The sequence below is a fragment of the Bradyrhizobium sp. 23AC genome (assembly GCF_054863025.1).
Genome location: NZ_JAVAYN010000009.1, coordinates 235,986 through 262,185, shown reverse-complemented (window position 1 = coordinate 262,185; position 26,200 = coordinate 235,986). Strand labels below are relative to the sequence as shown.

At 64.2% G+C, this 26,200-nt stretch carries 19 protein-coding genes and 4 pseudogenes; 14 read left to right on the top strand and 9 right to left on the bottom strand.

All coding sequences use genetic code 11. The features are described 5' to 3' along the window. A partial coding sequence (locus tag RAD10_RS22960) for a hypothetical protein (protein WP_461619314.1) occupies positions 1-370 on the top strand: 370 nt, incomplete at its 5' end. 53 nt (positions 371-423) lie between these two features. Here the strand turns inward: RAD10_RS22960 and RAD10_RS22955 are convergent. Together RAD10_RS22955 and RAD10_RS22950 are read right to left on the bottom strand one after the other, a co-directional pair. Next, positions 424-1,353, bottom strand: coding sequence for a DUF2493 domain-containing protein (locus RAD10_RS22955; RefSeq protein ID WP_270172964.1), 930 nt, complete (start codon positions 1,351-1,353; stop codon positions 424-426). A 594-nt stretch (positions 1,354-1,947) separates the two neighbouring features. Further along, on the bottom strand, positions 1,948-2,877 hold the full coding sequence (locus tag RAD10_RS22950; RefSeq protein ID WP_270163343.1) for a polyprenyl synthetase family protein: 930 nt from the start codon (positions 2,875-2,877) through the stop codon (positions 1,948-1,950). A 113-nt stretch (positions 2,878-2,990) separates the two neighbouring features. Between RAD10_RS22950 and RAD10_RS22945 the strand changes: the two are divergent. The 10 genes and pseudogenes from RAD10_RS22945 to RAD10_RS22900 form a co-directional block, all read left to right on the top strand. Further along, positions 2,991-3,483 (top strand): annotated as a pseudogene (locus tag RAD10_RS22945) (IS6 family transposase); the annotation flags it as partial. Positions 3,484-4,975: 1,492 nt separating this feature from the next. Next, on the top strand, positions 4,976-6,178 hold the full coding sequence (locus RAD10_RS22940; RefSeq protein WP_461619324.1) for a cytochrome P450: 1,203 nt from the start codon (positions 4,976-4,978) through the stop codon (positions 6,176-6,178). Positions 6,179-6,272: 94 nt separating this feature from the next. Beyond that, positions 6,273-7,562, top strand: coding sequence for a cytochrome P450 (locus tag RAD10_RS22935; RefSeq protein WP_270163344.1), 1,290 nt, complete (start codon positions 6,273-6,275; stop codon positions 7,560-7,562). A 1-nt stretch (position 7,563) separates the two neighbouring features. Beyond that, the gene (locus RAD10_RS22930) at positions 7,564-7,872 is read left to right on the top strand and encodes a ferredoxin (RefSeq protein WP_270163345.1); all 309 of its coding nucleotides are present in this window, start codon (positions 7,564-7,566) and stop codon (positions 7,870-7,872) included. Further along, entirely contained in the window at positions 7,859-8,704 is an 846-nt protein-coding gene (locus RAD10_RS22925; RefSeq protein WP_270163346.1) for an SDR family oxidoreductase, read from the top strand. The genes RAD10_RS22930 and RAD10_RS22925 overlap by 14 nt, the downstream gene beginning before the upstream one ends. Beyond that, the gene (locus tag RAD10_RS22920; protein WP_270163347.1) at positions 8,704-10,047 is read left to right on the top strand and encodes a cytochrome P450; all 1,344 of its coding nucleotides are present in this window, start codon (positions 8,704-8,706) and stop codon (positions 10,045-10,047) included. The genes RAD10_RS22925 and RAD10_RS22920 overlap by 1 nt, the downstream gene beginning before the upstream one ends. Before the next feature lie 154 nt (positions 10,048-10,201). After that, positions 10,202-10,363, top strand: a pseudogene (locus tag RAD10_RS22915) (polyprenyl synthetase family protein); the annotation flags it as partial. An 81-nt stretch (positions 10,364-10,444) separates the two neighbouring features. Beyond that, positions 10,445-12,007, top strand: coding sequence for a hypothetical protein (locus RAD10_RS22910; RefSeq protein ID WP_461619323.1), 1,563 nt, complete (start codon positions 10,445-10,447; stop codon positions 12,005-12,007). Next, positions 12,004-12,906: a terpene synthase family protein gene (locus tag RAD10_RS22905; RefSeq protein ID WP_270163348.1), complete on the top strand. Its 903-nt coding sequence runs from the start codon at positions 12,004-12,006 to the stop codon at positions 12,904-12,906. The genes RAD10_RS22910 and RAD10_RS22905 overlap by 4 nt, the downstream gene beginning before the upstream one ends. A gap of 120 nt (positions 12,907-13,026) precedes the next feature. Then, positions 13,027-13,250: pseudogene (locus RAD10_RS22900) on the top strand (transposase); the annotation flags it as partial. Positions 13,251-13,481: 231 nt separating this feature from the next. On the opposite strand, the gene RAD10_RS22895 reads toward RAD10_RS22900, so the two are convergent. From RAD10_RS22895 to RAD10_RS22875, 5 genes are all read right to left on the bottom strand, one after another. Next, a complete protein-coding gene (locus tag RAD10_RS22895) occupies positions 13,482-13,799 on the bottom strand; it encodes a DMT family transporter (RefSeq protein WP_270163349.1) in 318 nt (105 codons plus the stop codon). Positions 13,800-14,067: 268 nt separating this feature from the next. Beyond that, a complete protein-coding gene (locus RAD10_RS22890) occupies positions 14,068-15,120 on the bottom strand; it encodes a DUF7146 domain-containing protein (protein WP_270163350.1) in 1,053 nt (350 codons plus the stop codon). Positions 15,121-15,418: 298 nt separating this feature from the next. Then, positions 15,419-19,708 carry a strawberry notch-like NTP hydrolase domain-containing protein gene (locus tag RAD10_RS22885; protein ID WP_461619313.1) on the bottom strand — a complete coding sequence of 1,430 codons (4,290 nt, stop codon included), beginning with the start codon at positions 19,706-19,708 and terminating at the stop codon, positions 15,419-15,421. A gap of 261 nt (positions 19,709-19,969) precedes the next feature. Further along, entirely contained in the window at positions 19,970-22,081 is a 2,112-nt protein-coding gene (locus RAD10_RS22880; RefSeq protein WP_270163352.1) for a ParB/RepB/Spo0J family partition protein, read from the bottom strand. Positions 22,082-22,424: 343 nt separating this feature from the next. Further along, entirely contained in the window at positions 22,425-23,168 is a 744-nt protein-coding gene (locus RAD10_RS22875; RefSeq protein ID WP_270163353.1) for a hypothetical protein, read from the bottom strand. 348 nt (positions 23,169-23,516) lie between these two features. Between RAD10_RS22875 and RAD10_RS22870 the strand changes: the two genes are divergently transcribed. The 3 genes from RAD10_RS22870 to RAD10_RS22860 all read left to right on the top strand — a co-directional run bounded on the left by RAD10_RS22870 (position 23,517) and on the right by RAD10_RS22860 (position 24,547). After that, positions 23,517-23,684 (top strand): hypothetical protein, encoded by a 168-nt coding sequence (locus tag RAD10_RS22870; RefSeq protein WP_270163354.1) that lies wholly within the window; start codon positions 23,517-23,519, stop codon positions 23,682-23,684. Between the two features lie 269 nt (positions 23,685-23,953). Further along, positions 23,954-24,112, top strand: a complete 159-nt coding sequence (locus tag RAD10_RS22865) for a hypothetical protein (RefSeq protein WP_270163355.1) — start codon at positions 23,954-23,956, stop codon at positions 24,110-24,112. A 63-nt stretch (positions 24,113-24,175) separates the two neighbouring features. After that, entirely contained in the window at positions 24,176-24,547 is a 372-nt protein-coding gene (locus RAD10_RS22860; RefSeq protein ID WP_461619312.1) for a hypothetical protein, read from the top strand. A 138-nt stretch (positions 24,548-24,685) separates the two neighbouring features. On the opposite strand, the pseudogene RAD10_RS22855 reads toward RAD10_RS22860, so the two are convergent. Both RAD10_RS22855 and RAD10_RS22850 read right to left on the bottom strand, forming a co-directional pair. Further along, positions 24,686-25,063, bottom strand: a pseudogene (locus RAD10_RS22855) (ParB/Srx family N-terminal domain-containing protein); the annotation flags it as partial. 102 nt (positions 25,064-25,165) lie between these two features. Continuing rightward, on the bottom strand, positions 25,166-26,125 hold the full coding sequence (locus RAD10_RS22850) for an ArdC family protein (protein ID WP_270163356.1): 960 nt from the start codon (positions 26,123-26,125) through the stop codon (positions 25,166-25,168). Positions 26,126-26,200 lie beyond the last annotated feature (75 nt).

The window sequence follows — 26,200 nt, the reverse complement described above, 5'->3', positions numbered from 1 at the left end:
CGATGAGAACGACCACGGCGCCGGCAAGAATTGCGACCAGAGCTGCCGAGGCAATGCTTGCCCCAGCGTGAACAGCCGCAAATCCTGCGGAAAACGCAACGAAATATGGCAGCGCGTAGACAGCAAGGATGAGACCCAGCCAGCAGAACAGGCCGATGCCAAGCATATTGAGGGCGAGTGCGATGATAAGCATGGTGGTGGCTCCGCGACAAAAGACATGACGCATCGCGCCTTCCACCACCACGGCGCGACAAGAATAATAGCGCAGAATGCAGCGCTGTGCGAGTGCGTGACCTCGTTCGTCGAATCGGACAAGAACCGAAGCTTTCTGCTCGAGCGCTATACGGTCGCATCAGAGAATTTGCACTGATCTGCGCTGGCGAACTTGGTCCTCGACGAAGATGCGCCGATGGGCGACGGCGCTTACGCGCCGCCGAACTTCCAGACGGGAATGCCGAGCTTCCTGGCCTTGTCGGCAAGGTTGTCCTGTATCCCGGTGCCCGGAAAGTGCATGAGACCGATCGGCAGCACTGCAAGCATGGCGTCGTTGCGCTTGAACGGAGCTGCCTTACCGTGCTTGGTCCAGTCCGGCTTGAAGGCGACCTGGGGAACCTTGCGGTTGGTGGCCCATTTTGCGGCGATCCGCTCGGCGCCCTTCGGCGAGCCACCGTGGAGCAGCACCATGTCCCGGTGCTTGGCATGGGCCTTGTCGAGGCGGTCCCAGATCAGGGCGACGTCGTTAAAATCGAGTCCACCGGTGAGCCCGATCTTGGGTCCCGACGGCAGCAACGCCTCGGTGTCCGCGCGACGTTTGGCAGCCAGGAAATCGCGGCTATCAATCATCGCAGAGGTGAGCGTGCGATGATTGACGAGTGACCCGGAACGGGGGCGCCAGGGCGAGCCGGTATGAAGCTCGAATTGCTCAGTCGCCAGATCGCGGAACAGCTCCATGGCGTTGCGGCGTTCGATCAATGTGACGCCTTCGGCCGTGAGCCTTTCCAGTTCGACCGATCGCACCTCCGATCCATTCTGCTCGCGCTGGCTCTTTTGCTGGGCTTTTTCGTTGTCATCGAGTTCGCGCTCGATGCGGCCCGTGGCGCGATGGAAGAGATTGACGGTCGACCAGAGGAGATCTTCGAGGTCGGGTTCAAGCCGTGTATCGCTCAGGGTCGCCACGAGCGCATCAAAGATGTCGGCGATCGCGCCTGTGATGGCCTTGGCTTCCGGGAGCGGCCTTGGGTCAGGCTCGTCGTGAAAGGGACGATGGCCATAGAGCTGAAGCTCGTTGAGGATATGATCGGTCGGTGATGAGCCGTGCGGCGGTTCGAACTGGCTATCGTCGTGTTCGGTCATCATGGCTTAGGGTCCTTTGCCGTTCGGCCGCGCCCATCGCGGCCTTCGTGGCGATCACCAGACGGCGGGCGGAACGGACCAGAACCCGGAGGCGTCAGCCGACGGGCCGGAGCGAAGCGGAGGATGGCAGAGGTGCGGCTATTTTGTTTCGCGATGCAAAGGCGCGTGAGCGCCGGCGGAAAATAGCCGCACCTCTGCCATTGCCGGGCCGGGCCGCTTGCCGTCCGATCGCCCGCTAGAAGGCCCTGGGCGCGGCGGTACCCCGCAAAGGCAGCCCACGCAATGACCGGTCAGACGATAGCAAATTCAAATTGCTTGGGCGCAAATCCCGTAGCGACCCTCGGAGGCGGCAGACAGCGGGCGATATCCTCGGGCACGAGTTGTGCGCGCAAGGCTGAGTTGGATTTCAACCACCAGGAGATTGACTTTGACGCAGCCGAGTGTCGCAAGCCGCTCAGGAGCAATGAGCGCCTGTCCTCCAGCTTTTCCGGTGAGACGTCAGCACGGCGATCCGAAAGATCCAGCCGCGATCTCCATCGTATCCAGCCATGACGGAACCAACGACCAGATTTCGTTGCTGTAATTCACGTCTCATCAAGGTTGGACGCATTCCAGCGCCGCTTGTTGGATCAGTCCGGCTTTTCCCGGGCCCGCTACGCCCTTGCAAAGCGCCTGGTTCAGCCAGTCAACGAAGGACCCTTTGTGAGGGCTGGCAGGAATGGTGTCACTTATCTGTTCGAGATAGGCGTAAAATTTGGCGGCTGCGCTATCCAACCCTTGGCTGCGAACGATATTGGGTCGATCCAGTTGCGTGTCCACGGCACGCAATTTGCCAAGCACCTCGGCGCGGCCGACCGTGTCTGCGATGTCGTCGGCGATCTGGTACGCATGCCCGAGCAGTTCCCCCACCTTCGCCCATGGGGCCGGGTCAGCACCACCTGTCAGGGCGCCGCACGTGGCCGCCGCCACAAAGAGGGAGCCGGTCTTGTAATGATGATAGCGGTCGATTGGGACGTGCGTCACAGCCTCCATCGACTGTCCGGCGATCAGCCCATGACTGGGGCCGACCGCCTCCGCGACCACCTCGATCATGCGCGCGACCAACTCAGGTGCCCGCGCAGCCTGCCGGCTTATGTATTTGAAAGCCGTCACGATCAAGGCATCGCCGGCCAGAACGGCGGTCGGCTCTCCGAACAGCCGGTGCACCGTCGGTTTGCCGCGGCGCAGCGCGGCGTTATCGAAGCAAGGCAGGTCGTCATGGACCAACGAGGCACAGTGCAGCAATTCGATTGCTGCCGCAGCTCGTGCAGCCAGCTCCGGATGGCTTGCGCCGGATGCATTGAAGACTTTCAAGCAGAGCTTGGGGCGCATCCGCGCGCCACCTGGAAACACTGCCGCTTCTAGCGCTTCCCGCAGGTGAGTCGGCGACTCCGGACTCAGAGCACTATCCATCGCGGCTCGCAGCGCCTGCTCGATGAGTTCGTCGCTACCGCCAACCACATCGACTGGGTGCCTCGAAATCATATCGTATCTCCACTCTTGAGACAAAAACCGGAATTGGGCGTGGTTCAACCGGTGCCGAATTAAAAGCCAATTTTGCGTCTCTTCAGGTTCTGGGCCACCGTCAAGTTAACGAATTGGAACGGCCAAGGGGTAGACGACCGGCATGCCGACCGCACGGGGCCTTATCGGCGCATCGCTTCGCATCGGAAGTGATCAGCTATGCCGTTTGGATGTATTTCCGGCTTTGCTTAAGCTTTCGCATGGTCGAGGAAACGCTGGCGGCGCATGGCATTGGCGTGACCTATGAAACCGTGCGCCAGTGGGGACGTAAATCCGGCAAGGCGTTCTCCCATCGGGATTCCCCGGCGCACTCCCACTCGCGGCGACATGGCATCTGGACGACTTCGTTATCTCGATCGCGCGAACAACATTGGCTCCGGCGCGTTGTCGACCAGAATGGCGTCGTTCTTCGACGTCTTTATCCAAAGCCGAAGAGACTCGCGCGCTGCGCAGCGGCTCATGACGAAGCTCTTTAAATCCGCCGGCACGCCGCCGCGCGTGATGATCGCTGACAAGCTCGGTTCGTACGGCGCGACGCGGCGACGCCAGCGGATCATGACGCTTTTCAATCGAGAAACCGTTGAGCCTGATGGGACGGCCGAATCTCGAACCTTTGATAATCGACTCCTTCTCAGCGGTCGATGAAGTTGACGATGCCTGTGCGCCTTACCCTTTGCGCGAAAGAGCTTGCGCAGATGGGCTGACATCTCAAGCTGTTGGTCATGGTTGATAGTCGCGACTGGAGCTTGGACCGCAACGACTGACCGGGCCGGGATCTGGGACCTAATTAGCAATTGGTGTGCCACCAGAGCATTCGCAGTGAATGCTTCAATGGCGACGAAGGGTGCGCCTCGCCGAGGCGAGCCCCGAGGTTCAAAGGTTGAGTTGCGGACAATGTGTCACCGGCCAGATACGGATGAACACCGTCAACTCTCTGAGCGAGCAGTCTGAAGGACAACCCAGCAATATGCGAGCTAATCAGGTCGAGCACCTTTCAAATGCAGCACGCGGCGCTCGCGTGATGCCGTTTCCATGACCTGCAAGCAGCCCGCGGTGTGCTGCCTCCGAGCCATCCCAACTGATCGAACTCGCCTGAGAATGTGCGCAATCGCACACGATTGTCAGCTTTGCGTCCATTGCCGTCGATTCGATGCTCATCCCTGATGCTCATCCTTGGAGTATCAGCATTTTCGCCCCGGCATGACAGTTGCTCTGTTCTCGGCAATCTCGACAGGCCATCGATCTGACGCGTGACCGCCGCCTTGAAAGTATTCGACGACATGCTCGCGCATGTTCCGCAAGAGCAGGCCTTTGCCGGGCACTTGCTGCGGCGGTTGTCGGCATTGAGACTCAATGCCGAAAACCTGACACTACGCGCCGCTACGAAGTGCCTGCTGGGCCTGCGAATTCACTTCGGCACGCGATTTGCTGTGTTCACGGCATCGTCACCAATCGCAGTGCGATGGTCTTCGGGACGGACACGGCGCGCGTCGCTGTTCGCGTCTGGTCCGTTCCGAGCGTTTGCTGTGGCTATGACTTGGCGCTCGCTTGTGGACCGAGAAGATGCAGGGAAGTGTTGGATGTGATCTGGAGTTCTTCTTTTGGGAGCCACAACAATTGTGCCCGTCGCGCGCGATGCAACCAAAGCGGCAGACCTTGAGCCAAGATTGAAATTGCCACCGGCGGCGTGGGACTGGTCAGGAGGCTATATTGGCGGACACGTCGGTGGCGGGTGCGGTCGAACCTCCTTCACCAATCCCTGCGGTCAGTCGATCTATTGCGATGCCGACAGGTTCGATGTCACCCGGCGGCACAACCCGCACCTGTCGTTCGGCTAGGGGGCGCATTTCTGCCTGGGCGCCGCGGCTAGCGCGCCTGGAATTGCGATGCGCCTTCCGCGCGCTGTTCGTGCGGCGGGAGCATCTGACGCTGACCACCGCCGCGGAGGACATCGTCGACATGCCGTCTTGCGTCATTCGCTGCCCGCAGCGCCTGCCGGTCACCTTCCGCCCTTCCATCGCTGAGAGAGTGAAGTGCCACCATGTCCGAACAACCCTTGATGTCCGAACAACCCTTGCCGACGCTGCCGATGTGGCGCGTCGATCACATCGAGCCCTCGCCCGAGATGTTGGCGCTACTCGCCAACGGTCCGATCCACCGCGTGCGCTTCCCGTCCGGGCACGAAGGCTGGTGGGTGACAGGCTACGACGAGGCCAAGGCGGTGCTGTCCGACGCGGCGTTCCGGCCCGCGGGAATGCCGCCGGCGGCATTCACCCCGGATTCGGTGATTCTCGGTTCGCCGGGATGGCTGGTCTCGCACGAGGGGGGCGAGCATGCCCGGTTACGCACGATCGTGGCGCCGGCCTTCGGCAACCGCAGGATGAAGCTGCTAACGCAGCAGGCCGAAGCGATCGCCGCGCACTTGTTCGGGACGCTGGCGGCCCAGCCCCAGCCCGCCGACCTGCGGCGCCACCTCTCCTTTCCGCTTCCGGCCATGGTCATCAGCGCGCTGATGGGCGTGCCCTACGAGGATCACGTCTTTTTCGCCGGGCTGTCCGACGAGGTGATGACGCACCAGCATGAAAGCGGCCCGCGCAGCGCGTCGCGCCTGGCCTGGGACGAACTGCGCGCCTACATTCGCGGCAAGATGCGGGACAAGCGCCAGGATCCGGGCGACAACCTGCTGACGGATCTGCTCGCGGCGGTCGACCAGGGCAAGGCGACCGAGGAAGAGGCGATCGGCCTGGCGGCGGGCATGCTGGTGGCGGGGCACGAGAGCACCGTCGCGCAGATCGAATTCGGCCTGCTGGCCATGCTCCGCCATCCGCAACAGCGTGAACGCCTGGTCGGCGATCCATCCCTGCTGGATAAGGCGGTGGAGGAAATCCTGCGCATGTACCCGCCGGGCGCGGGCTGGGACGGCATCATGCGCTATCCGAGGACCGACGTGACCATCGCGGGCGTGCATATTCCCGCGGAGAGCAAGGTGCTGGTCGGCCTGCCGGCGACGTCGTTCGATCCGCGCCATTTCGACGACCCGGAAATCTTCGACATCGGACGCGGCGGGAAGCCGCACCTGGCGTTCTCCCACGGGCCGCACCAGTGCATCGGCGTGGCGCTGGCGAGGCTCGAACTCAAATTGGTGTTCGGTTCGATCTTCCAGCGCTTTCCCGCGCTGCGCCTGGCTGTGGCGCCCGAAGAACTGAAGTTGCGCAAGGAGATCATCACTGGCGGGTTCGAGGAGTTCCCGGTGCTCTGGTGATGCGCGGACGCCGCCGCGGATCGCGATCTTCTCCGCAATTTTCCAGCGCGCCTGGCGCGCGCCGGTCAGATCAGCCAGCCAACAGGTAAGCGAGATGGACGTGCCAGACACCACGGCAGCATGCCGGGACGCCTTCGCCGAACTGGCGTCGCCGGCGTGCATCCACGACCCGTATCCGTTCATGCGGTGGTTGCGCGAGCACGATCCGGTGCATCGCGCGGCGTCGGGCCTCTTTCTGTTGAGCCGCCACGCCGACATCTACTGGGCGCTCGAGGCCACGGGCGATGCGTTTCGGGGACCGGCGCCGGGCGAACTGGCGCGCTATTTCCCGCGTGCGGCGACCAGCCTGTCGCTCAATCTGCTGGCGTCCACGCTAGGGATGGAGAACCAACCGACGCATACGCGTCTGCGCCGGTTGATCTCGCGCGATTTCACCATACGCCAGATCGACAACCTGCGGCCGAGCATCGCGCGCATCGCCGCAGCGCGACTGGACGGCATGGCGCCCGCGCTGGAGCGCGGGGATGCGGTGGACCTGCATCGGGAATTCGCGCTGGCCTTGCCCATGCTGGTCTTCGCCGAACTGTTCGGCATGCCCCAGGAGGACATGTTCGGGCTCGCCGCCGGCATCGGCGCCATTCTGGAAGGCCTGAGCCCGCACGCCAGCGATCCCCAGCTCGCCGCGGCGGACGCGGCGAGCGCCAGGGTAAAGGCCTACTTCGGCGACCTCATACAGCGCAAGCGCACCGATCCCCGCCACGACATCGTGTCGATGCTGGTCGGCGCACACGACGACGATGCCGACACGCTGTCGGATGCGGAGTTGATCAGCATGCTGTGGGGCATGCTGCTGGGCGGCTTCGCCACCACGGCTGCGACCATCGACCATGCGGTCCTGGCGATGCTGGCGTATCCCGAACAGCGGCACTGGCTGCAGGGAGACGCCGTGGGGGTGAAGGCATTCGTCGAAGAAGTCCTGCGCTGCGACGCGCCCGCCATGTTCAGCTCCATTCCGCGTATCGCCCAGCGCGACATCGAACTGGGCGGCGTGGTGATCCCGAAGAACGCGGACGTGCGCGTGCTGATCGCGGCCGGCAATCGCGACCCGGACGCCTTCGCCGATCCCGACCGCTTCGATCCCGCGCGGTTCTACGGCACCAGTCCTGGCATGTCGACCGACGGGAAGATCATGCTGAGCTTCGGCCACGGCATCCACTTCTGCCTCGGTGCGCAACTGGCCCGGGTGCAGTTGGCCGAGAGCCTGCCGCGGATCGAGGCGCGCTTCCCCACACTGGCATTGGCCGAGCAGCCGACCCGGGAGCCCTCCGCGTTCCTTAGGACGTTCCGCGCGCTGCCGGTGCGGCTGCATGCGCGGGGAGGCTGAGATGCACGTCGTGGTCGACCAGGATCTGTGCGGAACCACCGGGCAGTGCGTGCTGACGCTGCCGGGCACCTTTCGCCAGCGCGAGCCGGACGGCGTGGCCGAAGTGTGCGTGGCGACGGTCCCGCGGGCGCTGCTCGCCGCCGTGCGACTCGCGGCCAGCCAGTGCCCGGTCGCCGCCATTCGGGTCATCGAAAACGACGCTGGCGATGACGAGCGCGCCATCGCCGACCCTGCGCCTTCTCCGGCGGAGGCCGAGCGGCATGCCGCGAAAGACCAACGCAATCCAGGAGGACACGATGGGACGGTTTGAAGGCAAGGTGGCCGTGGTGACCGGCGCCGGCGCCGGCATCGGCAAGGCATGTGCCCTCGCCATCGCGCGCGAGGACGGCAGAGTGGTGGTGGCCGACATTGATGGCTCGGCGGCCATCGCCTGCACCGCGCAGATCGCGGCCGAAGCGGGCCACGCGCTGGCCCTGGCCATGGACATCGCCGATGCGCAGGCGGTGGCAACGCTGTTCGAGACGGCGGAGCGCCACTTCGGCGGGGTCGACCTGCTGGTGAACAACGCGAGCGCCATGCATCTGACCCCGCGCGACCGCGCGATCCTCGACCTGGACCTGACGGTCTGGGATCAGACCATGGCGACCAATCTGCGCGGCACGCTGCTCTGCTGCCGGCAGGCCATCCCACGGATGATCGCCCGCGGCGGTGGCGCGATCGTCAATATGTCGTCGTGCCAGGGGCTCAGCGGTGACACCGCGCTGACGTCCTACGCCGCGTCGAAGGCGGCGATGAACATGCTGTCGGCCTCGCTCGCCACCCAGTACGGTCATGCGCAGATCCGCTGCAACGCGGTTGCGCCGGGTCTCATCATGACCGAGCGTCTCCTCGCCAAGCTGGACGAGCGCATGCAACGGCATCTGCGCCGGCACCAGCTCCTGCCGCGCGTCGGCCGCCCCGAGGACGTGGCCGCGCTGGTGACGTTCCTGCTCTCCGACGATGCTGCGTTCATCACCGGCCAGGTGGTGTGCATCGACGGCGGCATGCTGGCGCATGTGCCGACGTACGCCGACGGTGGCAACAGCCCCGCCGCGTGGCCTGCCGGCGACACCGCCGAAGCGGCCGCGGCGGCGCGCTGCTGATGGACATGCTGCTCAACCCGCTGGACCGTCGGCACCGGCTGCGGTGCGACATCCCGGTCGTGCCCGGCGCTTTCCCCCTGGTCGGGCATCTTCCCGCCATCGTCTGCGACCTGCCGCGCCTGCTGCGGCGCGCGGAGCGGACGCTGGGCAGCCACTTCTGGCTGAATTTCGGCCCTGCCGGACACCTGATGACCTGCGTGGATCCGGATGCGTTCGCACTGCTCCGGCACAAGGACGTGTCCTCGGCGCTGATCGAAGACATCGCGCCCGAATTGTTTAGCGGAACGTTGGTCACCCAGGACGGCGGCGCGCACCGGCAGGCGCGCGATGCGATCAAGGCGGCGTTCCTGCCCAAGGGGCTGACCCAGGCCGGCATCGGCGATCTGTTCGCGCCCGTCATCCGGGCGCGGGTGCAGGCGTGGCGCGACCGCGGCTACGTCACCATCCTGCGCGAAACCGGCGACCTGATGCTCAAGCTCATCTTCAGCCTCATGGGAATCCCCGCGCAGGACCTGCCGGGATGGCATCGCAAGTACCGGCAACTGCTGCAGTTGATCGTCGCGCCCCCGGTCGACCTGCCCGGACTGCCCTTGCGGCGCGGCCGCGCCGCCCGCGACTGGATCGACAGGCAGTTGCGCCAGTACGTCCGCGACGCGCGCGCGCATGCCGCGCGCACCGGGTTGATCAACGACATGGTGAGCGCCTTCGATCGCAGCGACGATGCGCTCTCCGATGACGTCCTGATCGCCAATATCCGCTTGCTGCTGCTTGGCGGTCACGACACCACCGCCTCGACGATGGCCTGGATGGTGATCGAGCTGGCGCGGCAGCCTATGCTGTGGGACGCCCTGGTCGAGGAGGCGCAACGTGTGGGCGCGGTGCCGACCCGGCACGCGGACCTGGCGCAGTGTCCGGTCGCCGAGGCGCTGTTCCGCGAGACGCTGCGCGTGCATCCGGCGACCACGGTCCTGCCGCGTCGCGCGCTGCAGGACTTGCAACTCGGCCAACGGCGCATTCCCGCGGGCACCGATCTGTGCATCCCGCTGCTGCATTTCTCGACCTCGGCGCAGCTGCACGAGGCGCCTGATCAGTTCCGCCTGGCGCGGTGGCTGCAACGCACGGAGCCGATCCGGCCGGTGGACATGCTGCAGTTCGGTACCGGCCCACACGTCTGCATCGGCTACCACCTGGTGTGGCTGGAACTGGTGCAGTTCTCTATCGCCTTGGCGCTGACCATGCACAAGGCAGGGGTGCGGCCGCGGTTGCTGAGCGGCGTCGAAAACGGCCAGCGCTATTACCCGACCGCACATCCGTCCATGACAATCCGCATCGGATTCTCATGAGCCGACATCGCACGCCCCGTGTGACGAGGCAGCGGTACCGGCGACGCGCGGCATTGCTGCACTCGGCGCGCGCGCTCGGTGCGACGCCGGCAACACCGCGGCGGCTCGCCGCTCGCCGTGGCCGTCTCCTGTCAGGTACGAGGACATGAACAACATGCAGACCGGTTCGACGCAACACGACGACCGAACTGGCGTTTCCGCGCTCGGCGGATTGCGCGCAGGCGCGCGGCGCATCCAGCAGGCTGCTGCCGGAGATCTGGATGAGGACGGCGCAAAGCGGGTTCGAGCAGCGCTGGCGCGTCTTCTCCGCGCCGAACATGCGCGGGGGCTTCGGCGACGTGCGCGGCGTCTGCCCGATCCTGGTTCTCGTCAACTGTCTGCAGAAGGAACATCTCGCGTGAACGCGCTGTCCGAACAGATCCTTTCCGAATTGCGCCACCTGCTGAGTGAGATGAGCGATGGCGGCAGCGTGGGTCCGTCCGTCTACGACACGGCGCGAGCTCTGCAGTTTCACGGCAACGTCACCGATCGGCAGGACGCATACGCGTGGCTCATCGCGCAGCAACGGGCTGATGGCGGATGGGGAAGCGCGGACTTCCCGCTGTTCCGCCATGCGCCCACGTGGGCGGCGTTGCTGGCATTGCAGCGTGCCGATCCTCTTCCCGGCGCTGCCGACGCAGTCCAGGCTGCAACCCGGTTTCTCCAGCGCCAGCCCGATCCCTACGCGCATGCGGTGCCGGAAGATGCGCCGATCGGCGCGGAGCTGATCCTGCCGCAGTTTTGCGGCGAGGCCGCATCCCTGCCGGGCGGCATGGCGTTTCCGCGCCACCCGGCGCTGTTGCCGTTGCGGCACGCGCGCCTGGTCAAGCTGGGGGCCGAGCTGGGGGCCATGGCGACGTTGCCGAGCGGCCATCCGTTGCTGCACTCCTGGGAAGCCTGGGGGACGTCGCCGGCCGCCGCGTGCCCGGATGACGACGGCAGCATCGGCATCAGTCCGGCGGCCACCGCCGCGTGGCGTGCGCACGCCGTGACACAAGGGAGCACGCCGCAGGTCGGGCGCGCCGACGCATATCTGCAGGCGGCATCGCGGGCGACGCGCAGCGGCATCGAAGGTGTCGTTCCCAATGTCTGGCCGATCAATGTGTTCGAGCCATGCTGGTCGCTGTACACCCTGCATCTGGCCGGGCTGTTCGCGCATCCCGCGCTCGCCGAGGCGGTGCGCGTGATCGTCGCGCAGCTCGACGCCCGCCTGGGCGTGCGCGGTCTGGGCCCGGCCTTGCACTTCGCGGCCGATGCGGACGACACCGCAATTGCGTTGTGCGTCCTGCGCCTTGCAGGCCGCGACCCGGCGGTCGATGCGTTGCGCCATTTCGAAATCGGCGAGCTGTTCGTCACCTTCCCCGGCGAGCGCAATGCCTCGGTGTCGACCAACATCCATGCCCTGCATGCGTTGCGACTGTTGGGAAAGCCCGCCGCCGGCACCAGCGCCTACGTCGAGGCCAATCGCAACCCGCACGGTCTATGGGACAACGAAAAATGGCACGCTTCGTGGCTGTATCCCACCGCGCATGCGGTCGCTGCGCTGGCGCAAGGCAAGCCCCAGTGGCGCGACGAGCGCGCGCTGGCGGCGCTGCTGCAGGCGCAGCGCGACGACGGCGGCTGGGGCGCCGGTCGCGCATCCACATTCGAGGAAACCGCTTATGCGCTGTTCGCGTTGCACGTGATGGACGGGAGCGAAGAGCCGACAGGGCGCCGGCGCATCGCGCAGGCGGTGGCGCGTGCGCTGGAGTGGATGCTCGCCCGCCATGCGGCGCATGCATTGCCGCAGACGCCGCTGTGGATCGGTAAAGAACTGTTTTGCCCCATCCGGGTCGTGCGTGTGGCCGAACTCGCCGGGTTGTGGCTGGCGCTTCGTTGGGGGCGGCGCGTCCTGGCCGCGGGAGCAGGAGCGGCGCCATGATCCAGACCGAACGCGCGCTGCAGCAGGTGCTGGACTGGGGGCGTTCCCTGACCGGGTTCGCCGACGAACATGCCGTGGAAGCGGTCAGGGGCGGCCAGTACATCCTGCAGCGCATCCACCCGAGCCTGCGCGACACCAGCGCCCGCACCGGCCGCGATCCGCAGGACGAAACGCTGATCGTGGCGTTCTATCGCGAACTGGCGCTGCTGTTCTGGCTCGACGATTGCAACGACCTTGGCCTGATCGCGCCGGAGCAGCTCGCCGCGGTGGAGCAGGCGCTGACGCAGGGCGTGCCGTGCGCGCTCCCCGGATTCGAGGGCTGCGCTGTGCTACGCGCCTCACTGGCCGCGCTCGCCTACGATCGTCGCGACTATGCTCAGCTTCTCGACGAGACCCTGCGCTACTGCGCGGCGCTGCGCGCCGGACACGCGCAGGCGGCAAGGGCGGAACGCTGGTCCTACGCCGAGTACCTGCACAACGGCATCGATTCGATCGCCTACGCGAACGTGTTCTGTTGCCTGTCGTTGCTGTGGGGGCTAGACATGGCGACCTTGCGCGCGCGTCCGGCGTTTCGCCAGGTCCTGCGGCTCATCTCCGCGATAGGGCGCCTGCAAAACGATCTGCATGGACGCGACAAGGACAGGTCGGCCGGCGAGGCCGACAACGCGGCGATCCTGCTGCTGCAGCGCTATCCGGCTATGCCTGTGGTGGAGTTCCTCAACGACGAGCTGGCCGGCCATACGCGCATGCTGCACCGGGTGATGGCGGAAGAACGCTTTCCCGCGCCGTGGGGACCGTTGATCGAGGCCATGGCGGCCATGCGCGCCCAGTACTACCAGACCTCGACCGGCCGCTACCGCAGCGACGCTGCGGGGGGAGGCCAGCGTGCGCCGGCCTGAACGCGCGGGAGGCGGCGGCGTGTGCGCGCTGCTGTCGGTCCGATCCGACGCAACGCCGTCGCCCGCTGCGACGGACGGAGCGAGCATGAGCGACACCGCCCTGAGCCGGCGCAAGGACGGCGGCTCATTGCCACAGCGCTGCAGGCCGATCTCTACTTTGCCGATCCAGACTCTGCTTGGCAACGCGGCAGCAACGAAAACGCAAATGGACTGAACGCCAGGACTTGCCACGGCACACCGACTTCAGCACCATCACCGAAGAGCGCCTGCGATGGATCGAGCAACGCCTCTACGACCGACCACGCAAGAGACTCGGATTCAGAACGTCCCTCGAAGATTTCTGAGAGGAACTCAGCAACAGCGTTGCAAATCAGAGTTGAATCCACCCTTCGAAGGCCAGCAGATCCGGCTGGAAGCCGGCCTTTTCCGGGATGTCTGCGGGCTGCGACATTTCAACTCTCGTCATCCGGAATGCGTTTCTCCATAGCGCATCAACTCCCGCAATGTGCGCGCTTCGATAACACATGACAGCCGCATTCGGTTCGCCATGGCTGATGATCCGATGCAAATACAGACTATTCCGAAAACAACTTGACGCCGACCAGACCGACAACAACCAACATGACCGAACAGAGGCGAGCAGGATTTGCGCTCTCGCCGAAAAACGCAACGCCCACAATTGCTGTCCCCACGGTCGCAATTCCGGCGAAGCCCGCGTAAACCGTCGAAGCGGGCAAGCACTTTACAGATTCACCCAACAGAAGAAAAATCGGAAGAGCGAAGACCACCGCCGAAAAAACTGTTGTCCATTTTGGAAGCCCGATCGAGCGCTTCAACATGAAAGGCCATGCGATCTCGAATATGTCCGCCAGAAGTATGTACACCCACGCCATCAGATACCCCTTTCCTCAGGCGTCGCGTAGCACAAACCGCATGTCGATTACGACCATCAACTGTTCTGCTTTGGCCAAAGGTGACCTACCAAATTCGGTAGCGCCACTGTCGCTGTAGCTCAGATCGCTGCCGAGCGATTGCGCCGCGCATCTCGGCAGAGGTTTGCAAGGCCGGTGTAGCGTTATTCCAAGCTCGACTGCGGTCCGCAACATGACCGACAACACGACATGATCTGCCCAATTGCCGGCGGGGCCGCAAGTTGATCAGTCACACCGTTCCGGCATCAGCGAACAGCATAAACCGAACGACATCCTGCGGCGCGAGTTGGATGCGCAGCGCCGCCCGCAGGGCGCCGACGCCGAATGCATGCAGGTCTTCGTTGAAGTCGCCCGTCCGCGGAGACAGGACAAGCGCCTCAATGCCCGCGGCTTCGGCGCATTGGGTCAATGCCGCGACCGCCGTGTCACCCGCGGCATCGGCGTCGCGGGCGACGTAGAGCCGACGCAACGTCGGCGGCAGCAGAAGGGCGGCAAGATGGTTGGCTGAGAGCGCGGCGGCCATCGGCATGGCGGGCAGCGCACAGCGCAGCGACAGCATCGTCTCGATACCTTCACCGGCAGCGAGGACGTCGTCGGTCGCGCCAAAGCGGACGGCATGGCCGAGGAGACCGCCCATGGCCCGTCGCGGCGTGTCGACCGGCGCCTTGTGAGAGCCGTCCGGCGCGAGCCAGGTGCGATGTGCGCCGGTGATGCGATCCGCAAGATCGGTCACGGCGGCGATCATCGCCGGCCAAGTCTCAGTCGGCGAACCGTCGTCCGGGCGATAGTAGCTGCGCGGATGAAACCGCAGCGCGCCCGCAGCGTGCACAGGCTTGATGCCGCGATGGCCGAGGTAAGTCTCGACGAGCGTGCGACGGATCGGCTGCGACATGGCGAAGAGCCGCCGTGCCGCCTCCGCCGATCCGGCGGGGACGGGTGTGCGAACCGGCTTTGGGCTGCGGCGCGGTTCAGCGGGCGGCAGACTCAGAAAGCGTCGTGCCTCCCCGGCGACATCGCGAAAATCGACGAAACCGCAGCTCTCGCGGATCACGTCGAGGAGATCGCCATGTTCGCCCGAGGCAGCATCTCGCCAATGCCCGGCGGCGCCGGGACCGGAGTCCGGTCCGCTGAGCCGGACGAACATCGAGCGGCCGGGCGTATTGCGGACGTCGCCGACGATCCAATAGCGGCCCTGGCGCCGTCCATTGGACAGGTAATGGCGGCAGACCGCCTCGGCATCACGGGCGAGCCGGCGCGCCAGCTCAGAAGCGTCGCGGGACATCACGCAACCTCCCGCACTGCGCTGGCAGTTGGTTGCGCAAGAGCTGTCAATCGTCTGTGAGACAGCACCCAGGCGCAAACGCGCAAGCAAATCCGCCGCGCACCCTGTTCGGTCCACTTGCCGGACGGTCCTTTGTGCGAGCAGTGGCGCCGTACAAACAAGGAGCGGCCAGGCCGGTTGTGAACATAGCCCCGCAGCCAGCAGCCTCCCTCGCCCTTGCGGGTGGAGAGAAAGTGGCGGCACACAGCCTCGGCCTCACGCGCGAGGCGGCATGCCCGGTCGGAAGCATCGCGCCGCATCATGCGGCCTCGCGTTCGCAGATGCGCTCGACCGGGTAGCTTTCGAGCACCTTGCCAAGCACGACGGCCCCGCTTGCATCGGTGGGCACGAACATGCGCAGCTTCCAGGAGATGATCTCACTGAACAGTCCATAGGTCCGCAAGCGGTCGCGCATGGTGTCGTTGAAGTCCGCGAGCTCAATGCGATGCGCACCCATGACGCGGACGCGCCGCAGTGTCAGGCCCTCAGCGAGCTCGACGAACGCGCGGCCGTCGCGCAAGGCGGCGAAGACGTCCTCGGGCTCGAGTATCGGTCGCTCACCCGAAAGCGCGTTGGCGACCCAGGCGGACGAGACCTTCCGCCCAATGATCCGCTCGCCGGCGTCGGTCTGGAGGCGGTAGACGCGGGTCGATTCCTTCGGCAGCCGTTTCCAGATCGGCAGGAGCAGCCCGGCGACGACGTGGATCGTGCTCTCGGTGAACTCTGGCACGTCTTTGAGCTCAGCTGTCCAGGCTGCACTGAAGTGCTCACGGTCTGTCTCGATCCAATGACTTTCGGCCATGGCCTTGGATGGGACATTGTGGCTTTCCATGGGCCGGACCAATTTGACGCGCTGCTCGATTTCGCCGTCGTCCAGCATCAGGCTTGGAGCCGGGACTTGCACCGCCGCGCGGCCGGAACGTTCGTTCACCAGCAGGACTGCGCGGCGATCCGGCAGAAGGCCGAGGGCATCATCCAGAGTGAGCGGCCGGTTGCGTTCGCGCTGGATGATCGTCAGAAGCCGTGTCTCGGCGCTGGTCGCAGGATGGGTGTAGATGGTGCGCCGATGCGTGACGACGAAGCTTTCGGCGCGAAGGGTCTCGAGGCCCGCATCATAGATTCCGGAGGCGATTGCGCCTTCGATCCGCGCCGTCAGCAACTGCTCGAAGGCGGTGAACAGCACGTTTTGCAGCTCGATGGTCAGCGCCAGCAGACGGTTGAGAAAGGTCGTGATCGGCGGCAGGTCATCCCTGATGCCATTGGAGTCGACGAGCTTCAGCCCGGTCGCATTCTCGAACATCTCAAGAGAGCAACCATCCACCTTGCCGCGAACCAGGAGCAGGTAGAGTTGGCGCAGAGCATCACGGCCGTAGATGCTTTCGAGATTATCCTCGGGCCGAAACAGCCCCTGCCCCCCGGTCTGACGCTGACCGCGGGTGATGGCGCCGAGCGTGTCGAGGCGGCGCGCAATCGTGCTGAGAAAGCGCTTCTCGGCCTTCACGTCGGTCGCAATCGGACGAAACAGCGGCGGCTGCGCCTGATTGGTCCGGTTGGTCCGGCCGAGCCCCTGGATTGCTGCATCGGCCTTCCAACCGGGTTCGAGCAGGTAGTGCACCCGCAGACGGCGATTCCGCGCCGACAGTTCGGCGTGGTAACTGCGACCCGTGCCGCCGGCATCCGAGAAAACGAGGATGCGCTTGAGGTCGTCCATGAAGGCTGCGGTTTCGGCGAGGTTCGCCGAACCGGCGCGGTTCTCGACCATCAGGCGGTCATGTTTCCGGATGATCCGGCGTGAGCGCCCGGTGACTTCGGCGACCCTATCGGTGCCGAAGCGCTGGACGATCTGGTCGAGGGCGCCGGGCACGGGCGCGAGCGAGGCAAGCTTCTCGATCAGCCGGTCGCGACGCGCAACCGCATCCCGGCTCTCGACGGGCTGACCATCACGGTACACAGGCCGGGAGGAGAGGTCGGAGTCGGTGAAAGGCTCGTAAAGCTGGACCGGGAAAGAATGAGCGAGATAGTCGAGCACATATTCGCGCGGTGTGATGTCGACCTGCACATCACCCCATTCCTCGGTCGGGATTTCCGCGAGCCGGCGCTCCATCAGCGCTTCGCCGGTCGAGACGATCTGGATGACCGCGGCATGCCCCTGCCCGAGATCGCGCTCGATGGCGCAGATCAAGGAAGGCGTCTTCATCGACGTCAGCAAATGGCCGAAGAAGCGCTGCTTTGCGGATTCGAAGGCCGACCGGGCCGCCGACTTCGCCTGGGCGTTCAAGGTCCCGGTCTCGCCGGTGATGTTGGCCGCTCGCATCGCGGCATCGAGATTGTTGTGAATGATGCTGAACGCGGCCGCATAGGCGTCATAGATGCGGATCTGTTCGGGGGTGAGCTCATGCTCGATCAGTTCATATTCGACGCCTTCATAGGAAAGGGAACGGGCCGCATACAGACCGAGCGCCTTGAGATCGCGTGCCAGCACCTCCATCGCCGCAACACCGCCCGCCTCGATCGCCTCGACGAACTCGGCGCGCGTGGCGAACGGAAAGTCCTCGCCGCCCCACAAGCCGAGCCGCTGGGCATAAGCGAGGTTGTGAACGGTCGTGGCGCCGGTCGCGGAAACGTAGACCACTCGTGCATTGGGCAGGGCGTGCTGCAGCCGCAGACCTGCGCGTCCCTGCTGCGAGGCGGCCTGCTCGCCGCGCTCCCCCTTGCCGCCCACGGCGTTCTGCATGGCGTGGCTCTCGTCGAAAACAACCACTCCGTCGAAATGGGAGCCCAACCATTCGACGATCTGCCGGACACGCGAAAGCTTTTCGCCGCGCTCATCGCTGCGCAGCGTAGCGTAGGTGGTAAATAGGATGCCTTCCGACAGCCGGATCGGGGTGCCCTGGCGGAAGCGTGAGAGCGGCGTGACCAGGAGCCGCTCCATGCCGAGCGCCGACCAGTCACGCTGTGCGTCCTCGATCAGCTTGTCGCTCTTGGAGATCCAAACCGCCCGGCGCCGGCCCTTCAGCCAGTTATCGAGCAGGATGCCGGCGACCTGCCGGCCCTTGCCCGCGCCGGTGCCGTCGCCCAGAAACCAGCCGCGGCGGAAGCGGACGGCATGTGGAGCGTCGTCGCGCGCAGCAGCCACACCGTCAAAGGTCGCATCGACCGTCCAGGCGCCGGCAAGGAAGGCCGAATGTGCTTCGCCGGCGTAGACCACGCTTTCAAGCTGGGCGTCCGACAACAGGCCGTCGATAGCGAGGTTGACCGGAAGATGGGGCCGGTATGACGGCTTCGGCGGGGCAACCGAGGCCATCGCGGCCGACTGCACCAGTTTGGTCGGATGCGGCTGCGATCGGTGAATGCGGATCGATTGCAAGGTGTAGTCCTCATAGAGCGCATCGGTCAGATGAGCTCCGTCCGGAGGGGTCCAGTCGACCGTCTGGTAGGTCAGCTCTACGCTGTCCGGTTCGCCGAGCCGCTGACCGGGCGAGGAACGCATCGTGAAGGCGGGAGCGGATCGCCGAACCGGCACGGTCGAGCTGACCGGAGCCAGAACAGATGAAGTGATCGGAAGCCGCGGCGGCACATGTTCGAGGACCCATGCCAGCAGCGTGGCTACGTCCGGCGCCACGCCTGGAGATGCTGGAAAGACGCTTCTGTCCGGCGCAGGCTGCTTGTCGATGACGGTGAGCCGCGTATCGATCGCCGTCCCGTGCCTGGCAAAAACCGCCCCTGCAATCGCAGCCGAGAATACCACGCGGCCGCGCTCCTGGAGACGGATGAAGGCGTCGGTCCAGCTTGGATTGTCGGGGGCGAGACTTGCGCCGGTCACCGCCACGAGGCGACCGCCGTCGCGAAGCCTGGCCAATGCCGAGGAGAGATGGCGCAGTGCTGCGTCCGCCATCCGCCGATCCACATTGGGCAGAGCCGAAAATGGCGGATTCATCAGCACGACGCTCGGGGCAACAGCCGCCTCGAGATGATCGTCGATCTGCGCCGCGTCGTAGCGCGTGACGGTCACGTTGGGAAACAACAGATCGAGCAGCCCGGCGCGCGTTTCGGCGAGCTCGTTCAGCGCAAGTGTGCCGCCGGAGATCTGAGCGAGGATGGCGAGAAGTCCGGTGCCCGCCGAGGGCTCCAGCACGAGATCTGTGGTGGTGATGCCGGCGGCGGTGCAGGCGACAAAGCCAAGCGGAATCGGCGTCGAGAATTGCTGAAACGCCTCGCTTTCTTCCGACCTGCGCGTATGGGTTGGAAGCAGGCCTGCGACGTTGGCCAGCATCGAGAGTTGCGCTGCCGGCGATCCCGCCTTGGTCCGCATGGCGGCGCCATGCTTGCGCAGGAAAAGAACGGTTGCCGCCTCACAGGCTTCATAGGCGGCCTTCCAATGCCAGGCGCCGGCGGCATCCGAGCCACCGAAGGCGCTTTCCATGGCGGAACGCAGAACACTTGCTGCATCGATTCGCCGGCCATGTTCGAGGTCACAGAGGATAAGCCGCGCGGCTTGGGCGATAGAGGACGCAGCCGCGGCGGTCGCGGAGCAGGACAGATTGATCATGGGGGTTGAGCTTTCGAGGAGAGCGGGAACGGTTCAAGCCGACGGGCGCTCTCTCGACCCGACCGGCTCAAACCTGTCCCGGCCGATCTCTCACTCTGCTCACCCCTTGCCGCCACCGCACGGGGGAGGACGCGGCTACGCCGCGCGCAAGGCTTGGGGCGCAGCAGCCGCATTCCAAACCGAGCAGCCCGGCACGATGCCGGGCTTCGGAAGCAACTTCGAAGGAAGCGCACGGCGGGATTGCCGTGCCACTCCGGCCACTCATTCGGCGGCAATGCCGTGTGGCTGAACGTCGTCTGCGGTCTCGCGACCCTCCTCATCGCCGACGAGGAACTCGGGAAGCGGGCCCGCGTCTGCGTCTTGGTCTGCCGATTGGATAGCGTCAGTGAGGCGCAGTGACTCCGGCAGCCATCCCGTGCCGTCAAGAAGGCGTTCGGCTTCGCTGGCCATATCGGCCTTCTTGAGATGGTCGATCAGCTCTGCGGATGCTTCGCCCTTGGCTTGCCTCACCGCCTCCAGAATACGTGGCTTGGGGACGCGGCCGAGATAATTATCGACGGTCGGCCTCCAGCCGGCCTGCACCATGTCGAGCCCGACCGCCCGCGCCAGAACGTCGGCCTGGCCGAGCCTGCGCGCGAGCCCATCAACCGATACCCGCCCCTGGGCGTAGCGATTCACGGGTTCATAGAGGGCATTGACCGAGAACGACGCACAATGGGCGAACAGGGCTGCTTGCGCATGGCCGTCCAATGCCGTGAGCGTATCCCAAAGCTCCTTCGCATCGTTCGGGAGCCGCGCTTTCCAGGCTTCGTGCCTGGTATCGATCGCCTTGGCCGGCGCGCTGTCCTTCAATCCCGGAGCCTGCGCCGGAAATGTCGGCGTGTGCACCGCGATCTCGAGGCAACTGGCGGACGCTGCGAACCTGTAGAAGGTTGCCAGCACGAAACTGTGCAGCACCGCTAGGAACGTGATCGAGGGATGCTCGGCAAGCGCGTCGCGCAACGCCAGCGTTCGATAGGCCGTCAGCTCGGTGATCAGACGGTCCGGCAGCGGTCTTGCAGCATCGTCCTCATCCTCTTCGGCCGGCTCGGTTGGTGCGCCACCGACGGTGATGGCGGTACGCTGCACCGGACCGACGGCATTCTCGCCCTCAATCGTTGTGCTGCCCTGTCGGGGCTCAGTATCGACGACCGCCTGTTCATCCTCCGGCCGGACGTAGCCGCGATCCACCGAGAGCTGTCCCTCGGAATCGATGCTGATGAAGACTCCGCCGCGGGCGATGTCGGCCGGATCGTAGATCATTGGCCGCTCCTCGAACGCGAGCAATGCCGCCTCGATCTCCCCAAGGCGGAGGTCAATCTCCTCGGGGAGTTCGTCAGCATCCTGGTACTCGGCTTCGAGCCTGTCACGCTCGGCATTGAGTGCATCGATCGTGCCCTGCTCCTCGATGCTGAGCGAGGCCGGCGTTCCCTCCAATTCCCGCAAGCCGCTGCTGTGGCCAAATGGAAAATCGACTGCCACCGAGATCCACTTCCACCCTTCGGCCGCGATCACCTCGGCGTCCTGCTTGAGCTTCTCCATGACAAGACGGTCGAGCAGTGCCACGTCCTGGAGCCAGCCACCGTCGTCATGCTCGAACAGATCATGCAGAACCGGACCTCCGGCGCGCTCGTAGGCGTCGATGCCGACATACTGCGCACGGCGATCGGACCCACGTACGGTGTTCTCGGTCAACATGCGGCGGATCTGGTACGGCTCGTCATAGCCGGACCGGCTGACATTGTCCCAGACCTGCTCCTGGCGCGCATGATCGCCGCTCACCGAGAACGCCACGAGCTGCTCCAGCGTCATGCCGTCGTCGGCATAGACCTCATGCAGCTTCGGCGAGACCGACGCCAGGCGCAGGCGCTGCTTGACGATTGCCACCGCCACGAAATGCCGCGCGGCAATGTCCTCTTCGCTCATGCCGAGGTCGCGGAGCGTCCGGAATGCGCGAAACTGATCGAGCGGATGCAGGCCGACGCGCTCATCGTTCTCTGCGATCGAATCGTCTTCCGCAATGCCTCCCTCGCGAACAACGCAGGGCACGGCTTGCGTCTTGGACATACGCTTCTGCTTGACCAGGAGCTCGAGAGCACGGTAGCGCCTGCCGCCGGCCGGCACCTCGAACATGCCTGTCTCGTTGCCCTCGGAATCGACGATGGCGCGGACATTGAGACTTTGTAGAAGCGTCCGCTGGGCGATGCTCTCCGCAAGCTGCTCAATCGAGACACCCGCCTTGACGCGCCGAACGTTGGACTGGCTCAGCACCAGCTTGTTGAAGGGAATGTCACGCGAAGGCGACAGCGTGATCTTTTGGACTGGCTTTGTCATTTCGGTTCTCCACAACGAGCAGCCGAAAGCCTCTCTCTCGACTTCCAACCCGTCGTGGCACTCCATGCTGCCCTCTTCCTCTCTCTCTTGCGGTTTGAATCCCGCTGCTGCGGCACCGGGCGTGCATTGGCCGAAACGGCCGCAGCGCCTGGCAGGAACCAAGGTGTGAGCTGCTGTCAGTTTCTGTCCCACTCGGCGGCCTTCAGCGTGGCGACCTCACGGCGGTCGACCTGATCCGCACTGCTATGCTAGGCGGAGCGTCTAGAGCCTTTTCCATTCCGATGGAATCGGAGCGGGTTCTAAATTGCCGGAATTACTCCGCAACAGGGTCACGGCGTCGACCTCAATTTGGGCGATGGCTCCATCTGTCTCGCTCTATGGCCGGGAGAGGCTTTTCGACATTTCTCAGGATCGCGACGCGGCATTTGTCGAGCAATTCCTTCGTGTATACGACGCCGAAATAGTCCAGCAGGAAGGTGCCAGCATAGCTCAGATCGTCAATGCCGCTGACTATCCTATTGAGCATTGCACCAATTTCTCCAACGCGGTCGCGATAGCGTGCGCGGATCACGTTAACGGCGTTCATCGAGTGAACCGCCTCGTCGGCAATCACCTCTCGCAGCCAATGATGGAAGATGTCGTTGCGAAGTTCGGTATAGAACGGCTTCTCGGCGGCATAGGCGTGGCAAGTGCACATCTCATCAAATGCGATCATAACCATCACAGAAAATTCGTCGGCGAGGTGGTCATTGATCGCACCGAAATCATGCGGTCGAGCCTCCAACCTCTCTCGGAGGTTCCTCTCGGATCCATTGGCGACAAGTTCAATGATGCGGATAAAGCCATCGGTGTGACGCTCTTCGTCTGCGGCCCAGACAGTAAAAAAAGCCCGAGCTTCATCGGTAGTGATCAGATTGCGGACGGATAGCTCGGTTTTCAAATGCCTGGCGTCATATTCCGTGTACAGGTCAGGCCACAATTTATTCCAACGTGCGCGCACAACCGACGGTTCGGCGCTGAACATCGCCGGCGTAAGAGCATTGAACATTTCTTTTGGACTCCAGTTCCGTCGAACCGGCGTAATCATCCGACTGCTCCTGAGCGTGAGCGCTGCGAGCGGCTCTGGTGGACGGATTGTCCCTTTCAAACATTGGCAAAGAAGTTTGCCACACACAAAACATGCCGTCGCCTCTCTGTTTTGGTGGGGTACAATTCCGGACGCTGCACCTTTCGGCTTGGCCTGACCTGTTGTCTTGAACGGTCCAGTGCGGAATCTTCGGGGGCGCCGCCGAGCCAACAATGCTCGCGATTCCGGGAAGTTTTGGGGATGACTTCATAAGCTCAGGCTGTCAGGCCTCAGGTCGTGGACCATTTCTATGAGGCGGGTTGATCACACTCGGAATCGCACGCACTGCTGACGGGACATGGCGAGGTCATGATCGCGCCGCGTACCATGGGTGCTCCACCAATGGCGTGGATCTGCGCTCCAACCGGGCTCTACGTCACCCAGTCCGACAGCGGCCAGGTGTGGGGCTTCGCGATCAAAGGCGTCGAGCCCAGCGATGCCAAGCCGGTCAGGACCTTCGAGCGGCCTACTCACTAAGGTCACCAGCAGGCTATTCGTCGCGCATCTCAAGACGTCCGATCGCCATCATGACGATTCCAGCCGCAGCTGCCTTTTTTGGTTCTGGTGTGGTTCATATAGAGATCATGAATCGCGCGCTGAACCCATGCGGCCGGCTCCCTTAGCAAACCCCACCTACGAGGTTGTGACGTCGGAATAGCCTTCACAACCACTTGCGCTCGCTTGCGATAGGCTGTTGTTGTCGCCAGCGCGACCGCGAACCCGCGGCAAGCGTCGGGAGCCGCGGCATGGCCATGAAGTCTCTTGAGTACGGATGCCCGGATCATGCGCTGCCTATGCCCAAAATTGCGCTCTTAAGCGTCGACCATTGGATGGAGATTGCAACTTCGAGCACCTTGCAATTCTGGTTGGAGTACATCGCGAGCAATGCGATGGCTTCGCAATGATAATGACTCTAGTTGTAAAAGGCAGCGCCAGATAAATTCCAATATTAGAAGGTACCTTTCACCTTGCTTTTGCATCAGGCGATGAGCTCAATATTGAAAATTGTGGCGGTGGGGGCGATTTTCTTTGGAGAAGCCCTTTCGATAGTCGCCGAGTTGATTGCCTCAAAGCAGTTTGGGAAAGCTGGCGGGCATTTCACAACGCTCCTGCCGATGTTCCTGTTGATATCGGCGGGCGGTATCCTGCTCGTCTGCGGATACGCACTCGGCTACATGTATCTCAAGAATATCTGGATCATCGTCGCAGTATCGGTGGGAGCAATTCTAGTTGTGGAACCGATTCTGGCGCTTCTGCTCTTTCGAGACGTGCCGACAGCCGGTTCGCTGATCGGGCTGGTGTTCGGCGCGCTTGGCACGCTAGCTGCGATAATTTTCTGAGACGCGTTCAGCTCTTTGCTCAGACCCCAGGTATGCATACGACGAAGACTGCCTGATTGACGCGGGCGCGCGGGCGCGGCGGGCTATGGTGCGGGTTGTCACGCCTCACCGATATCGCGCTGGGTGGATAATTGAAAGATTCTCGGTCAGCGTGCGGCGGATCTGGTACGGCTCATCAGAGCCGGACCGGCCGATATTGTCGCAGACCTGCTCCAGGCGCGCGTGATCGCCGCTCACCGAGAACGACATGCGGTTCTGCCGGACCAGGAGCTCGAGAGCACGGTAACGCCTGCCGCCGGCCGGCACCTCGAACATGCCTGTCTCGTTGCCCGCGGCATCCACGATGGCGCGGACATTGAGACTTTGCAAAAGCGTTCGGTGGGCGATGCTCTCGGCAAGCTGCTCGATTGAGACGCCCGCCTTGACGCGCCGAACGTTGGACTGGCTCAGCACCAGCTTGTTAAAGGGAATGTCACGCGAGGGCGACAGCGTGATCTTTTGGACTGCCTTGGTCATTTTTTGTCTCCACGACGGGCGGCCGAAAGCCTCTCTCTCGACTTCCAACCCGTCGTGGCGCTCGGCGGCACCCTCTTCCTCTGTTTGGCAGCTCAACTCCGCTCACGCCGCCTCCTGATCTGCCGCGGCACAATCGGCCGAAGCGGTTGGACTATCTGCTGGCAGGAAGCCAAGCAGATAATCCGCGGCTTTGCTCGCCTGTGAGGCCGCCCGCACGATCGCACGGTTGTCTTCACGCAGGACTTCCAGCCAGGAACCGATATAGTCGGCGTGCCGCACGGTCGGCACGATGCCGAGTGAAGCGCAGGAAAATGCTGCGCACAATTCGGCGATCAATTCCTCGAACGCGTATTTTTTTGTGCCGTAGGAACCGCCGAGATCGCGGTTGAGGCGCGAAGGATGACCGCTGGCGTGGCCGAGCTCATGCAGCGCGGTCCGGTGCCAATTGATCGGTTCGAAATAAGCCGCCGGCGGCGGCACCTGCACGTAATCTTCTGCCGGCATATAGAAGGCGCGATTGCCGCCGATGCGGAAGTCGATGCCGGTTGCCTTAATCAGGGACTCGACCTGCGGCTCGATCATGCCCGGCGGCGGCATTGGCGCGGTGGCCGCGATGTCGGCGGACAGTCCGTCGCATTGATCGGTGTTGAAGACGGTGAACCGCTTCAGGAATGGAACGGCCTGCGCCTCTTCGCCTGTCTCACGCGCACGGCGCCGTTCGTCGGCCGGCACGAAGCGGTCGGCATAGACCACGGCAATGCCGCGCTCGCCCTTGCGGACATGACCGCCGAGCGCAAGCGCCTGGCGGAAGGTCAGCCAGCTTTGGCCGGCAAAACCGCGCTCGATCACCGCCCCCCAGAGGATGAGAACGTTGATGCCGCTGTAGGGCCGGGTCGTCGCTGCGTTCCTTGGCATCGACAGCGGCGCCTTTGCAGCCTCCGTCCCCCAGGGTTGAACCCACGGCACGCGGCCGGCCTCGAGCTCGGCGATGATCTTGTCGGTGATTTCGTCATAAAGGGTGGCCCGGTCCTGGCCGGTGCGCGTGCGAGGATGTCTGGACACCGCGGATCTTTCGCGACGGGCGCTGCAAGCCTCTCTCGCAGCTCCAACCCGTCGCGGCCGAACCCGGCCAGCCCT

Coding starts and splice junctions, on each gene's coding strand:
- RAD10_RS22925 (WP_270163346.1), top strand. CDS start 7,859: ATGGGACGGTTTGAAGGCAAGGTGGCCGTGGTGACCGGCGCCGGCGCC.
- RAD10_RS22875 (WP_270163353.1), bottom strand. CDS start 23,168: ATGATTACGCCGGTTCGACGGAACTGGAGTCCAAAAGAAATGTTCAAT.
- RAD10_RS22920 (WP_270163347.1), top strand. CDS start 8,704: ATGGACATGCTGCTCAACCCGCTGGACCGTCGGCACCGGCTGCGGTGC.
- RAD10_RS22895 (WP_270163349.1), bottom strand. CDS start 13,799: ATGGCGTGGGTGTACATACTTCTGGCGGACATATTCGAGATCGCATGG.
- RAD10_RS22890 (WP_270163350.1), bottom strand. CDS start 15,120: ATGTCCCGCGACGCTTCTGAGCTGGCGCGCCGGCTCGCCCGTGATGCC.
- RAD10_RS22935 (WP_270163344.1), top strand. CDS start 6,273: ATGGACGTGCCAGACACCACGGCAGCATGCCGGGACGCCTTCGCCGAA.
- RAD10_RS22865 (WP_270163355.1), top strand. CDS start 23,954: ATGGCCATGAAGTCTCTTGAGTACGGATGCCCGGATCATGCGCTGCCT.
- RAD10_RS22905 (WP_270163348.1), top strand. CDS start 12,004: ATGATCCAGACCGAACGCGCGCTGCAGCAGGTGCTGGACTGGGGGCGT.
- RAD10_RS22950 (WP_270163343.1), bottom strand. CDS start 2,877: ATGATTTCGAGGCACCCAGTCGATGTGGTTGGCGGTAGCGACGAACTC.
- RAD10_RS22930 (WP_270163345.1), top strand. CDS start 7,564: ATGCACGTCGTGGTCGACCAGGATCTGTGCGGAACCACCGGGCAGTGC.
- RAD10_RS22885 (WP_461619313.1), bottom strand. CDS start 19,708: ATGATCAATCTGTCCTGCTCCGCGACCGCCGCGGCTGCGTCCTCTATC.
- RAD10_RS22940 (WP_461619324.1), top strand. CDS start 4,976: ATGTCCGAACAACCCTTGCCGACGCTGCCGATGTGGCGCGTCGATCAC.
- RAD10_RS22870 (WP_270163354.1), top strand. CDS start 23,517: ATGATCGCGCCGCGTACCATGGGTGCTCCACCAATGGCGTGGATCTGC.
- RAD10_RS22880 (WP_270163352.1), bottom strand. CDS start 22,081: ATGACAAAGCCAGTCCAAAAGATCACGCTGTCGCCTTCGCGTGACATT.
- RAD10_RS22955 (WP_270172964.1), bottom strand. CDS start 1,353: ATGACCGAACACGACGATAGCCAGTTCGAACCGCCGCACGGCTCATCA.